Genomic DNA, 13,507 nt, shown 5'->3' with positions numbered 1-13,507 from the left:
TTTTTTTAAACAATAGAAATCATAGATTTAGGGTACTCAAATATAGCTAAGATTATTGATATTTTAATCACCTTTTTCTGAAAATTTATCCTAAAATTCATATATTTTAACTTTAAAAACACTTTAGTTTACTGATATCAAACAAAAAATTGTTGTTTTTTATTCGAAAGAAAAGAAAGACAATCGCTCAGAATCATTTTGACCAATCCTAATATCAAGAAATACAATTTAAAAGCATTTGAATCCGAACATAAACTGTTATCTTTGTAGACTGAAATCAGTTTAAATAAATACAGTTCTTTAATTGGTTTCCCTCAATAGAAAACAGACGATTAAAATGAAATTAGATAGGAAAGAAATTCTTAAAGCTTTAGAAACAATCACTATAGCAGGAGAAGGAAAAAACATGGTCGAAAGTGGTGCTGTTACCAATGTACTAACTTTTGGCGATGAAGTTGTGGTAGATTTACTATTACATACACCGGCGATGCACATTAAAAAAAGAGCCGAAGACGATATCAAAAAAACAATTCATGATTTGATTTCTTCTGAAGCAAAAGTTAAAGTAAACATTAAAGTTGAAGCCAAGGAAAATCCTAACGAAATAAAAGGAAAGGCAATTCCGGGAATCAAAAATATAATAGCCGTTGCTTCTGGTAAAGGTGGAGTTGGAAAATCTACTGTTACAGCAAATCTTGCGGTAACGCTTGCAAAAATGGGTTTTAGCGTTGGTGTTTTAGATGCTGATATCTACGGACCTTCTATGCCAATTATGTTTGATGTAGAAAATGAAAAACCAACTTCGATTACCGTTGACGGAAAATCAAAAATGAAACCAATTGAAAGTTATGAAATCAAAATACTTTCTATCGGTTTTTTCACCGCTCCAAGTCAGGCTGTAATCTGGAGAGGTCCAATGGCTGCTAAAGCTTTGAACCAAATGATTTTTGATGCAGATTGGGGAGAATTAGATTTTATGCTTATCGATTTACCTCCGGGAACTGGAGATATTCACCTTTCGATCATGCAATCATTACCTATTACAGGAGCTGTAGTAGTTAGTACGCCTCAAGCTGTGGCTCTTGCCGATGCTAAAAAAGGAGTTGCAATGTTCATGCAAGACAATATCAATGTTCCTGTTTTGGGAATTATCGAAAATATGGCTTACTTTACACCAGAAGAATTACCTGACAATAAATATTATATCTTTGGACAGGAAGGTGCAAAAAATCTTGCAGAAGATTTGAATGTTCCGTTCTTAGGAGAAGTGCCAATTGTACAATCAATTCGTGAAGCAGGAGATTATGGTCGTCCTGCAGCTTTGCAAACGGCTTCGGTAATCGAAACCATTTTTGAAGAAATAACTCGAAATGTTGTACAGGAAACAGTAAACAGAAACGATACTTTACCTGCAACTGAAGCCATTAAAATTACAACTATGGCAGGTTGTTCAGCAGTAAAAAAATAAATTAGATAATAAGACAATACTAATGAGATAATTAGAAAATTAGATAATGAGATAATTTTACTTCAAAGTGAATTTTCTAATTATCTAATTGACTAATTTTCTAATTGATAAAATTATGACAACAGAAGAATTAACAAGCAACGTATTATTGGCTCTAGATGAAATCAGACCTTTTTTAAATTCTGATGGAGGAGACATTACACTAATTTCTATAGACGATGACAAACATGTCAAAGTTCGTCTTGAAGGAGCATGTATTAGCTGCAGTGTAAACCAAATGACACTTAAAGCAGGAGTCGAAACAACTATAAAAAAATATGCTCCACAAATAGAAACTGTGGTAAATATTATGTAATACAATCGATATATTGTTTAGCCTTTTTTAAGGATATTGATTTAACAAGAATAATAGCGCTAAAGCGATTTGACTTATAAAATCATAAAAAAACAATAAGAATACAGCATTAATTTGCAGATTTAGCAAAAAACAATCCAAAGATTTAAGGCTTTTAGTGAACTTTTTTTACATTTTTAACTTAAATTTGTGAAACAACCTCTAAATCTTAAGTTTATGAAGAAGTATTACTCTCTATTTTTATTGTTTTTTTTCCTGACAGTAAGTTATGCTCAACAAAGTGCAACAACATTAGTTGTAGATAAGGCCTGGTTGAATGAAAATGAAGAATGGTCAGATTTTGATTATTCAGGTAAAATTATATTCTCGACAATACCAGCCAATGAAGAAGGAAGTCTTAGAATTGGTAATTTTGATTTTTTATATGATCTTTGCGACGGAAAAGCAAAATTCTCAAATAAAGCAACCTACAGTTCTGCTGAATTTTCTCATCCAAGAAAAATAGCTGCGCAAACTGACAAACAAGGAGTAGTAAATACAACTTACGAAGGAACTCTAATTTTCCAATCAGATAGAGATTATTATTCTATAATTGCCGTAGTAACAATTTTAGATAAGGGAGGTAATATTCTGGGAATTAAAATACATTCTAAAGAAAACGAAAGAAAAGAATACGCCTTTAGCTTAAAACCAACAAGTTAATTTAAATAAGGATTTGTTCATGTTATCAAATCCGAACCAAAATTCCAAATAATAAAAATGGATGTATTAATAAAGATTAAAGATCGAGAAGGAGTTATACACGAATTACAAGCTCCAACTGATATGGCAATGAACATAATGGAGTTATGCAAAGCATACGAACTTCCTGTTGAAGGAACCTGCGGAGGAATGGCAATGTGTGCCTCTTGCCAGTGTTACGTTCTTAATGATATTGCATTACCAGAAATGGGAGATGAAGAAGAAGCTATGCTTTCGGAAGCGTTTTATGTTAAATCTAATAGTCGTTTAGGCTGTCAGATACCAATTACTACAGAATTAGAAGGATTAGAGCTAGAATTAGCACCTGAATACTAAATAATAAAAAAGCGAGAATTTAAGTTCTCGCTTTTTTTATGCTTTTTAATTATTTGCCAAATCATCCGGATCAAAAGGTTCAAATTCTCTTTCAGAAAATGCTTCGGTTAAAATTCCTGACGAACACAACCAGGTTATCGTTTCTTCTAGTGTATTTCCTGTTTTATAAATCATTTCGCTATGTCTTGGCAAAACGAAATATTCGCTTTTAAAAAGGATAATTTCATCTCCGTCATAAGTATCTCCAATTCTAATTGAATTTAAAACTTCGTCTTTCGTCAAAACATCCTTTCCTTCATCCCAAAACCAATATTCGGTTATGCGGTCTTTCCATTCTGCCAAAGTCAAAATAATAGTTTCCGGAAGATAGATTCGGACATAAGTTCCGCCAAGAATTCCGCTTCCATAAGTTGAAACATATTCTTTGTAATCATTGTCAAAATCAATATTTAGCGTTTTTTCGCAAGCCAAAATATCTTCGTTTTCAGCAAGGAATAAATGGGCTTGATTGGTCTTGTAATTGGGAATTATTTTATAATTATCGAAGTTCATTTCTTTTATATTTATACTAGCTAAGATACGCTTTTCGTTATTTTCTTTAAAACTTTAAACTCAAATTTCATATTCGATTTCTCCAATATATAATAAATCAAATTTTGAATTCGTTACCGAAACTGGATTCTTAATTTGATTTTTCGAAATAAACACAACCGTATTTATTTCTTCCGAATTTTGATTTAGAGCAATCAACCTTTGTTTTACTTCAACAATCCATTCTTCTGCATAAGAATATTGCAAAAATTTCTCTTCAAACGGAATATCTTCATTTTCAAATCCGCTTTCTATAAAATCATGATCTAAAAAGTTCTCACCTTGAGATTTTGCAAACTCAGATATGTATTTATCCTCTATATCATTATCATTTTCGTAATAGCTTTCGTCTTCGCCTGTAAAATCAAAATAATCTTCTTCTGATTTAAATTTTCCAAGCCAAAAATGGCTAGTTTCTGTTCTCATAACTTCAATATTTCAACTTAAAATTACTTAACTAATCTTAATAATTACAAAAGAATCAAGATCTTTCGCGCTCTTATAAAATTCTTTAAGAAGATTGAATTCCTCTTCTAATAAATTAAATTTTTCCGGAGTGATTAATTTATAAACATCTTCAGACATCGATTTGTAATCATAATACTTTAAGAGTTCTTCAAACTCGATCTTGTCCAGTAAATTGCTTATTTCTGAAGTTTTTGTATTGTCTAAATATTCAAATCTTGTCCATTGCGATTTGCATTCTATAGCAATTCCTTTATAGAATATCTCGGAAGTTTCTAATTTATATTTATCCTTTAAATATTGCGTCAAAAGATAACCAAGCGTTGCATATGCTCTTGTTTTACTATAAAAAGTATGTTTTTGAATATTCTTCTTCGGATAATAATTTACGACTTTAACTGAATCCTCTATAAGTTCTTTTAATGCAAATTCAGAAGTTCCATCAGGATTTTCCTGAACCATTTTTAAATGTAATTGTAAAGTCTCCGTATTTAGAATTTTATCAAAATCTATTGCATAATTGATATCTAATTTTGCTTTTTCGAGAACAAAATCTGCTTTATTTGAAATTGAAAAAAGTTGTAAATCTAGTCCCATATTATATCTTCTCTTAATAACAAAAGTAAACTATAAAACACAAAAAAGCCGTAATTACATTGCTGCAATTACGGCTTTCTCTTTATAACAATTTTGTTTAATCTCTAGTTATACCAAACCTGCCTGAATTAAATATTCAGCGATTTGAATTGTGTTTGTTGCAGCACCTTTTCTCAAGTTATCAGCAACAATCCACATGTTTAAAGTGTTTGGCTGGCTTTCGTCACGACGGATTCTTCCAACAAAAACATCATTTTTACCTTCTGCATATAATGGCATTGGATATGTAAATGTGTCTAAATTATCCTGAACCACTACTCCATCAGTATTATGTAAGATTTCGCGAACTTCATTTACATCAAAATCATTTGTAAACTCAACATTTACCGCTTCGCTATGTCCACCAACAACAGGAACACGAACTGCAGTTGCTGTAACTCTAATGGTATTATCGCCAAGGATTTTTTGAGTTTCACGAACTAATTTCATTTCTTCTTTAGTGTATCCGTTTTCTTCAAAACTATCGCAATGTGGAATCGCATTTCTGTGAATTGGATATTTATAAGCCATTTCACCTTGAATTCCAGCGTACTCATTTTCTAATTGTCTTACCGCTTTTACACCAGTTCCGGTGATTGATTGATAAGTAGAAACGATGATTCTCTTGATGTTGTATTTTTTATGCAATGGAGCCAATGTCAAAACCATTTGAATAGTTGAGCAATTTGGATTTGCAATAATTTTATCTTCTTTTGTTAATATTGAAGCATTGATTTCCGGAACTACCAATTTTTTGGTTGGGTCCATTCTCCATGCCGATGAGTTATCAATAACAGTTGTTCCTGCAGCTGCAAATTTTGGCGCCCATTCTAATGAAGTATCTCCTCCAGCAGAAAAAACAGCAATATCAGCTTTCATATCAACTGCCGTTTGCAATCCAACAACTTTATATTTTGCTCCTTTATATTCAATTTCTTTTCCAATTGATTTCTCAGATGCAACAGGAATTAACTCTGTAACAGGAAAATTTCTTTCTGCTAAAACTTTAAGCATTATCTCGCCAACCATACCAGTGGCACCTACAACGGCTATTCTCATTTTTATATCTTTAGTATGAATTAATCTAATTTACTCTGCAAAAGTAGCTATAATAAAAAACAAAACAATGTGCTTCACAAAAAATAACAAAATGTTACAAATCAAACAATCATAAAAAAAACCGCCTCAATCAAGAAGCGGTTAAGTTAGACTTAGTGTAGCGGTATATTATTTATTTTTTAATAGATCTCTAATTTGCGTCAATAACTCTTCTTGAGTTGGTCCTGCTGGCGGCGGAACAACAACTTCTTTCTTTTTTGCATGATTTATTCCTTTAATAATTAAGAATAAAACAAAAGCAACAATTAGAAAGTTAATTACTGCCGAAAGAAACAAACCGTACTTAACACCTCCAAAAGCCGTCAGCTCTTCTATAGTAGACAAATGTGCGGCGTCTAATGCTGGTTTTAAGATTAATGGTGTAATTACATTTTCAATTAACGAGCTCACAATTTTGCCAAAAGCAGCTCCAATGATAACCCCAACAGCCAAATCGACTACGTTGCCTTTCATTGCAAATTCCTTAAATTCTGAAAACATCCCCATAATTGTTTATTTAGTTTATAATTAAATTGATATCGAAAATACGGAATTTTCTGCAAAGTTTCAAAATCTATCTAAAAAATACTCTTTTTACGCGTTGCGAAATACTGGTCATAATTTCATACGGAATAGTTTTTAATGCCGCTGCCATTTCAACAACAGTTGGGCTTTCGCCGAAAATAATCACAGAATCTCCTTCTTTGCAATCAATTGTACTCACATCGACCATTAACATATCCATACAAACGCTGCCAACAATTGGCGCTTTTTGGTTCTTGATTAATACATATCCAACCTCATTGCCCCATAATCTCGAAATTCCATCAGCATAACCAATAGGAATTGTCGCAATTCTGGTTTCTTTCTTTGCCATAAAACGGCGGCCATAACCTACACTATCACCATTTGGAATCGTGCGAACCTGAGATATTATTGATTTTAAAGTTCCAACATTCTCCAGATATTTTTGTTCAGCCGGATCGTTAGAAACTCCGTATAATCCAATTCCTAAACGCACCATATTAAATTGTGCATTCGGGAAATTGCTAATTCCAGACGTATTTAATATATGACGAATTGGATTTATGCCTAATTCTGAAATTAATTTTGAAGACAATTTATCAAATAAATTAATCTGCAAATTCACAAATTCAAAATGCTTTTCTTCGTCACTTGTTGCAAGATGCGACAAAACACTTTTTACTTTTACAGATGAATTTCCTTTTAAAGTTTCGATCAATTCATTTAAATTATTTTCTTCAAAACCTAAACGATGCATTCCTGTATCAAGTTTAATATGAATTGGAAAATCTTTTAAACCTCTTTCACGAGCAATTTTCAAAAAGGCATTTAATCCCTTTATACTATAAATTTCAGGTTCTAATTCATACTGAATAATCGAAGGAAAACTGGTCGATTCAGGATTTAGAACCATAATTGGTAATTTGATTCCGCCATTTTTCAGTGAAATTCCTTCATCGGCGAAAGCCACGCCCAAGTAATCTACTTTATGATGTTCGAGTAATTTTGCGATTTCCAAACCTCCGTTTCCATAACCAAAAGCTTTTACCATAACCATGATTTTTACATCATCGCCCAATTTTGATTTATAGTAATTTAGATTATGGCTAATAGAATCCATGTTGATTTCAAGAACCGTTTCATGCGTTTTCTCTTCGAGCAAAGAAACAATTTGCTCAAACTGAAATGATCGCGCGCCTTTTATTAAAATGGTTTCATTATTAAAGTTTAAGCTATCGATTTCAGCAATAAATTCAGCTGTATTTTGAAAAGTAATACAATTCGAAAATTTAGCAGCAAACGAAGAAATAGTAGTTCCAATTACAATAACTCGATTTACTTTATTATCAGAAACAAGTTGTGCAACTTTAGTATATAATTCTTCATTTGAAAATCCGCTTTGAACAATATCAGATAAAATAATTGTTTTTGAAGCGTTCTTTTTCTTCTGACTTTCGAGGAAATCCAAGGCAATTTTTAGCGATTGAAAATCTGAACTGTAACTATCATCGATAATACTGCAATTGTTGATTCCGTTTTTTACTTCTAATCGCATTCTCACCGGATACAACATTTGCATACGATTTTGAATCGTAGTAAAATCATACTCGAAATAAAGCAAAACCAACAAACAAGAAACTGCATTTTCGATCGAAGCGGAATCACTAAACGGAATTTCAAGACTGAAATTCTCTCCTTTATATTGATATTGAATAATCGTTGTATCGCTTTTATTTTCTTTTTTCAGAATAAAAACATCGGCAGAATTATCGGTAAAACTCCACGAAAAAATCTTTCTGTTTTCTAAATTATTTTCTTTTACGAAATCATTTAAACACAAATCAACAATTTCATTTTTTTGATAAATAATCACTTTTGATTTTTTGAAAAGCAATAATTTCTCGTTGATTTTTTGTTCCAGATTCTGAAAACCTTCGTCATGCGCAGATCCAATATTGGTCAAAACGCCAATAGTTGGTTTAATGATTTTCTCGAGATTAACCATTTCATTTACCGTCGAAATTCCGGCTTCAAAAATACCCAAATTGTGTTTCGCATTAATTGCAATAACTGACAATGGAACGCCAACCTGAGAATTATAACTTTTAGGACTTCTGATGATATTATAATCCGGACTTAGTAAAAAATTAAGCCATTCTTTTACGATAGTTTTCCCGTTACTTCCGGTCAAACCAATAATAGGAAAATCAAAAAGATCGCGATAATAACTCGCAAATTCCTGCAAAGCATCCAGAGAATTTTTTACCAATAAAAAATTCGCTTTTCCCGAATAATTCTCAGGAATATATTGCACTACAAAATTCTGAACTCCTTTTTCAATCAATTCAGGAATATACAAATGAGCGTCATTATTAACGCCTGTTAAGGCAAAAAATAACGTTTGTGATCCGTTTTGCAACGAACGGCTGTCAATCGAAATATGATCGACAAAAATATCAGCGTCTGAGCCAATCCATTTGGCGTCAAGAACTGAGAGAAGGCTTTTTAGGTTTATGCTCATTTAGAAGTTTTCTTTTGTCAAATTTAAAAAAAGGATTGCCACCAATTTCACAAATTTTCACTAATTATTTGGGGTAATTTTTCTTGTAACGAACTGTTTTTTGCACGCAGATTTAAAAAGATTTAAGCAGATCTAAGCCGATTTATTTGATAAAAAAATCTGTGCACATCTGCTTAAATCTGTAAAATCTGCGTGAAACAAAAGCTAGCCAAATTAAAAAAATGTGAAAGTTTGTGAAATTCGTGGCAAAAAACATTATTTCATTATATTTGCTTAACACCACTAAATTCAACGTTTTGAAAAAAATACTTCCTATATTTTCCTATATCTTACATCCAATTTTCATCTCGATGTATGCCACATTATTTTATCTTTTTTGTAAAAATGACATCTTTACAAATCAGGAAAAATATTATGTTTTATTTCAAATTCTGATTATTACGATTCTGGTTCCTGTTTTGTTTTTCTTGTTATTACGTTCAACAGGACATGTAAAATCTGTGATGGTTCATGAAACTTCGCAGCGCAAAATTCCACTTATTTTACAGTGCTTTTTGTATATTTTGCTGGTAAAAAGAAGCATTCTGATTACGCGTTATCCAGAGTTGCATTTCTTTTTTCTTGGTGCTTTGTTTAGTACAATTTTGGCGTTGGTATGTTCGCTTTTCAAAATCAAGGCAAGTTTGCATATGATGGCAATTAGCGGATTTGCAATTTTTGTAATTGGACTGAATATTCATTTGCAAATGCAAAATCCTTATTGGTCTGCGTTATTGATTTTATTGACTGGAATTGTTGCTTCTTCAAGATTAGAAATGGAAGCGCATTCACCAAATGAACTATTAATTGGGACGTTTATCGGTATATTACCGCAGTTATTATTTCTGTATTTATGGCTATAAAATGTAGAATATCAATCCTGCATTTAGCGTTTGTACATTGATATTTTGTCCGGAAGTCGTTTTTAAGTCTTTTTTAAACAACGTATTTAAACCATAATTAATATAAACATTCCAGGTATTATAACCTGTGGCGAGATAAACTCCGTATTGAAATTTATTAATATCAGGATTGTTCTTTACTGAATAAGTCGCTTCGCCATTGTCTAATACCGATTTATTGGATATAACATAACTCAATTTAATTCCGGCATAAACTCTCCAGAATTTATAACTTTCGTAAGTCGAATTTCTCCAGCGAAACTCGATTGGAAGATCGACTAAATATTGACGGTATTTATTTGACGTAATATCATTATAATCACTTACTTCATAAGCTCGTGATCCGTCAGGAGTTTTAGAAATTGTTAGATTCTGAAAATAATTCTGATAACTTAAACCTAAACCTGCAGCGATTGCAAAGGTTCTTTTTTTATTTAAAGGCATATCACGCAGGAATCCGGAAGAAAGTCCCGCAGAAAATTTATTCTGTTTAAGGCCTTGCGGAATCTGTGTCAGAAGATTATAGGTAACCGAAAAATAAAACTGATCTTCACGATATAACGAGTCTATTTTTACTATCGGTTCAATTTTAGGTTTTGTATCTTCTTGCGAAAACCCATTTAAAAACGACACTAAAAACAAACAACTAAAAAGGAATCGCATATCGAATTTTGGTTTTAAAGAGTTTTTCAAGTAAACGTTTTTTTAAGGTATATTTATTTTACTTACAAATATAATATAATGCTAGTTCAGGAGACAATTAGAAAGTAATTATTCTCTTTTTAACGACGAATAAAACCATTTGTTGCACTTTTTTCAATAAATAAACAACAGAATCAAAAAAACATCGCATTTTTTCATTGCTCTTTTATACCTTTGCCTTGCATGAAGAAAAAGCAGCTCATATTAAGTGTTTCTTTCGCTCTAACAATATTGTTCTCAATATTGTTTCAGTCGATACACAGTTATGAGCATATTGTAAAGCAACTTTCAGAAAAGCAATGTCATCACGATTACAGTGATCCAAGTGGCGAAATAACGCATCAGCACCATAATTATGACCTATGTTTTGTATGTCATTTTGCTTTTGGAAGTTATATTTCTCCAGACGAAATCTCCTTTGAATTTCACACATTCAATAAAGAAATCCCTTATTTCTTTACTCTTTCAGAAAAAATATATTCGTTTTCAGAAAGCGCTTATTTATTACGTGGTCCGCCTCAAGCTATAGTTTCTTAAATTTTCGATTACTCGAAATAAAATCAAAATCCTTTTTAATCTAATTCAAAAAAATTAGTCGATTTCCCCATTCTGAAACTTTCAGAATCGGCAAATGTTACTATTCTTTTTAGTTTTTATTTTCAAAGAAAAAATCAATTAACTATAGCATCATTTTCAAATGAAAAAAATAATATTAGCCCTTATTTTAGGGTTTTCGGGCCTGCTTTCGGCTCAAAATTCTGTTTCAGGAACGGTAACCAATCTTGAAAACAAACCAGTGTCAAATGTTTCTGTTTATGCGCCTGAATTACATAAAGGAACGAAAACTGACGAAAACGGAAAATACGAATTCAAAAATCTTCCAAACGGAAGCTTTAGACTTGCCTTTACTTTTGTTGGGTACACAACTCAAAATAAAACAATCGATAAATTATTAAAAGAAAATACGCTGGATGTAACGCTTACGGAATCTATTTTTGAAATGGACGAAGTTGTAGTTTCAACGCCTTTCAACAAATTACAATCTCAAAACGTAATGAAAGTCGAGCATGAAAGTATTAAAACACTTCAACAAAAAGGAACTTCGACTTTGATCGAAGGTTTGGCTACAATTCCTGGAGTTTCGCAAATTTCAACAGGAACTTCTATCGGAAAACCGGTAATTCGCGGTCTTAGCGGAAATCGTGTTTTGGTATATTCTCAAGGTGTTCGTATCGAAAATCAACAGTTTGGAGACGAACATGGTTTAGGTTTAAATGATGCCGGAATCGAAAGTGTTGAAGTTATAAAAGGACCTGCTTCTTTATTGTACGGTTCTGATGCTCTGGGTGGAGTTTTGTATTTTAATCCTGAAAAATTTGCTGATGCGAATACGTTTAAAGCTAATTTCAGCCAAAAATATTTCACGAATACACAAGGAAGTAACTCTTCTATTGGATTAAAAACTTCTAGCGACAACTGGAAATTTCTGGCTCGCGGAAGTTTCAACACGCATTCTGATTACAAAATTGCCGACGGAGAACGTGTAACAAACACGCGTTATAATGAAACTGATTTTAAAACCGGAATTGGATATAGCAACTCTAGTTTTTCAAGTGTTTTGAGATACAATTACAATAAACTTGATCTTGGAATGCCGGATAATGGAATTGGAGAACAATCTACAAGCAAAAACACGGAGTTTCCAAGACAAGGAATTTTCAACCATTTATTGAGTTTAAACAACGTTATCTTTTTTCAAAACTCAAAATTAGATGTTGATTTAGGTTATATCGCAAATGACAGAAGTGAGTTTGAAGACAGCAACGAAGCTTCTCTTCATATGAAACTGAATACTTTTAATTATAATGCTAAATATCATTTCCCTAAATTTGGTAAAATTGAAGCTATTTTTGGCGTTCAGGGAATGCATCAAACGAACAAAAATTCTGGTGAAGAATATTTAATTCCTGACGCTACAACAAATGATTTTGGTGCTTTTGGAACTGCAAATTACGAATGGGGAAGCAATGTTTTGCAAGCCGGATTACGTTTTGACAATAGAAAAATAACTTCTATCGCGCACGGAACTGAAGGTGAAGAAGGTTATTTTTTACCATTAGACCGATCATTTGACAGTTTTAATGCTTCTTTGGGTTATAAAACAAAATTGGCTGAACCTTTAACACTTCGATTGAATGTGGCTTCTGGATTTAGAGCACCAAATTTAGCTGAGTTAACTTCTAACGGAGTTCACGAAGGAACTAACCGATATGAAATTGGAAAAGCTGATTTGAAAACGGAACAAAACGTTCAGACGGATTTAAATTTAGAATATAAAAACACTCACTTTGAGTTTTTCATTAACGGATTTTATAATCATATAAACAACTATATCTATACTTCGCCAACTGGAGAAATACGCGATAACAATGATGTTTTTGCTTATATTCAGGACAATGCTAATTTGTATGGTGGTGAAGTTGGTTTGCATTTTCACCCGCATCCATTGGATTGGTTGCATTTTGAAACCAGTTTTGAAACTGTAACAGGTAAAAAACAAAACGGTGATTATTTACCTTTAATTCCGGCAAACAACTGGAATAATACTTTAAGAACAGAGTTCAAAATCAAAGATTGGTTCCAGGAAGGTTATGCTTCTGTAAACGTTTCTTCTACTTTTAATCAGAATAATGTAAGTGGTTTCGAAACGGCTTCAAACGGTTATACTTTAGTAAATCTTGGTTTTGGCGGAACGGTAAAATTGGGTAAACATGCTTTTGATGTGAACCTGAACGGAAACAATTTATTCGATAAAAAATACATTGCTCACCTTTCAAGATTAAAAACAGACGGTATTCCAAATATTGGAAGAAATATCGTTCTGGGAGTTAATTTTAATTTATAATCTTTTGGTTTAACCGCAAAGTTCGCAAGGTTTTTTTAAACATAGTAGATTTTATAAAATCGCAAAGCCCGCAAAGCTTTGCGGGCTTTGCGTTTTCTAACGATTCCAATTAAATAAAATCTTTGCGCACTTTGCGGTTAAATTATTTATAAAGCTTTGCGGGCTTTGCGGTTTCTAACCATCTCATTTAAATAAAATCTTTGCGCACTTTGCGGTTAAAATT

The 13,507-nt window shown here is 32.1% G+C and carries 14 protein-coding genes; 7 read left to right on the top strand and 7 right to left on the bottom strand.

Annotation, left to right across the window (positions count from 1 at the left end):
* Nucleotides 1-337 precede the first annotated feature (337 nt).
* From WN975_RS21030 to WN975_RS21015, 4 genes are all read left to right on the top strand, one after another.
* On the top strand, nucleotides 338-1,468 hold the full coding sequence (locus WN975_RS21030; RefSeq protein ID WP_099710411.1) for an Mrp/NBP35 family ATP-binding protein: 1,131 nt from the start codon (nucleotides 338-340) through the stop codon (nucleotides 1,466-1,468).
* A 115-nt stretch (nucleotides 1,469-1,583) separates the two neighbouring features.
* Nucleotides 1,584-1,823, top strand: a complete 240-nt coding sequence (locus WN975_RS21025) for a NifU family protein (RefSeq protein WP_026982674.1) — start codon at nucleotides 1,584-1,586, stop codon at nucleotides 1,821-1,823.
* 216 nt (nucleotides 1,824-2,039) lie between these two features.
* Nucleotides 2,040-2,525, top strand: coding sequence for a hypothetical protein (locus WN975_RS21020; RefSeq protein ID WP_337968193.1), 486 nt, complete (start codon nucleotides 2,040-2,042; stop codon nucleotides 2,523-2,525).
* A gap of 57 nt (nucleotides 2,526-2,582) precedes the next feature.
* Complete coding sequence (locus WN975_RS21015) at nucleotides 2,583-2,900, top strand: 2Fe-2S iron-sulfur cluster-binding protein (protein ID WP_099710409.1); 318 nt, start codon at nucleotides 2,583-2,585, stop codon at nucleotides 2,898-2,900.
* A 45-nt stretch (nucleotides 2,901-2,945) separates the two neighbouring features.
* Here WN975_RS21015 and WN975_RS21010 read toward each other — a convergent pair whose 3' ends face one another.
* The 6 genes from WN975_RS21010 to WN975_RS20985 all read right to left on the bottom strand — a co-directional run bounded on the left by WN975_RS21010 (nucleotide 2,946) and on the right by WN975_RS20985 (nucleotide 8,736).
* Nucleotides 2,946-3,452, bottom strand: a complete 507-nt coding sequence (locus WN975_RS21010; RefSeq protein ID WP_337968192.1) for an SMI1/KNR4 family protein — start codon at nucleotides 3,450-3,452, stop codon at nucleotides 2,946-2,948.
* A 60-nt stretch (nucleotides 3,453-3,512) separates the two neighbouring features.
* Nucleotides 3,513-3,917: an immunity 22 family protein gene (locus WN975_RS21005; protein ID WP_337968191.1), complete on the bottom strand. Its 405-nt coding sequence runs from the start codon at nucleotides 3,915-3,917 to the stop codon at nucleotides 3,513-3,515.
* A gap of 27 nt (nucleotides 3,918-3,944) precedes the next feature.
* On the bottom strand, nucleotides 3,945-4,553 hold the full coding sequence (locus tag WN975_RS21000; RefSeq protein ID WP_337968190.1) for a DUF1877 family protein: 609 nt from the start codon (nucleotides 4,551-4,553) through the stop codon (nucleotides 3,945-3,947).
* A 108-nt stretch (nucleotides 4,554-4,661) separates the two neighbouring features.
* Nucleotides 4,662-5,651: an aspartate-semialdehyde dehydrogenase gene (locus WN975_RS20995; protein WP_099710406.1), complete on the bottom strand. Its 990-nt coding sequence runs from the start codon at nucleotides 5,649-5,651 to the stop codon at nucleotides 4,662-4,664.
* 168 nt (nucleotides 5,652-5,819) lie between these two features.
* Nucleotides 5,820-6,197, bottom strand: coding sequence for a large conductance mechanosensitive channel protein MscL (mscL, locus tag WN975_RS20990; RefSeq protein WP_099710405.1), 378 nt, complete (start codon nucleotides 6,195-6,197; stop codon nucleotides 5,820-5,822).
* Nucleotides 6,198-6,264: 67 nt separating this feature from the next.
* On the bottom strand, nucleotides 6,265-8,736 hold the full coding sequence (locus WN975_RS20985) for a bifunctional UDP-N-acetylmuramoyl-tripeptide:D-alanyl-D-alanine ligase/alanine racemase (protein ID WP_337968189.1): 2,472 nt from the start codon (nucleotides 8,734-8,736) through the stop codon (nucleotides 6,265-6,267).
* A 296-nt stretch (nucleotides 8,737-9,032) separates the two neighbouring features.
* Here WN975_RS20985 and WN975_RS20980 point away from each other — a divergent pair, with 296 nt between their 5' ends.
* Nucleotides 9,033-9,638, top strand: a complete 606-nt coding sequence (locus WN975_RS20980) for a hypothetical protein (RefSeq protein WP_337968188.1) — start codon at nucleotides 9,033-9,035, stop codon at nucleotides 9,636-9,638.
* Here WN975_RS20980 and WN975_RS20975 read toward each other — a convergent pair.
* Nucleotides 9,633-10,370 carry a porin family protein gene (locus WN975_RS20975; RefSeq protein WP_338140825.1) on the bottom strand — a complete coding sequence of 246 codons (738 nt, stop codon included), beginning with the start codon at nucleotides 10,368-10,370 and terminating at the stop codon, nucleotides 9,633-9,635. The two genes, WN975_RS20980 and WN975_RS20975, sit on opposite strands and share 6 nt — an antisense overlap.
* A gap of 192 nt (nucleotides 10,371-10,562) precedes the next feature.
* Between WN975_RS20975 and WN975_RS20970 the strand changes: the two genes are divergently transcribed.
* Nucleotides 10,563-10,916, top strand: coding sequence for a hypothetical protein (locus WN975_RS20970; protein ID WP_337968187.1), 354 nt, complete (start codon nucleotides 10,563-10,565; stop codon nucleotides 10,914-10,916).
* A gap of 160 nt (nucleotides 10,917-11,076) precedes the next feature.
* Nucleotides 11,077-13,284 (top strand): TonB-dependent receptor, encoded by a 2,208-nt coding sequence (locus tag WN975_RS20965; protein WP_337968186.1) that lies wholly within the window; start codon nucleotides 11,077-11,079, stop codon nucleotides 13,282-13,284.
* The last annotated feature ends 223 nt before the right edge of the window (nucleotides 13,285-13,507 follow it).

The sequence above is a fragment of the uncultured Flavobacterium sp. genome (assembly GCF_951805225.1).
Classification (GTDB): Bacteria; Bacteroidota; Bacteroidia; order Flavobacteriales; family Flavobacteriaceae; genus Flavobacterium.
This window is presented reverse-complemented; position numbering and strand designations above follow the sequence as displayed.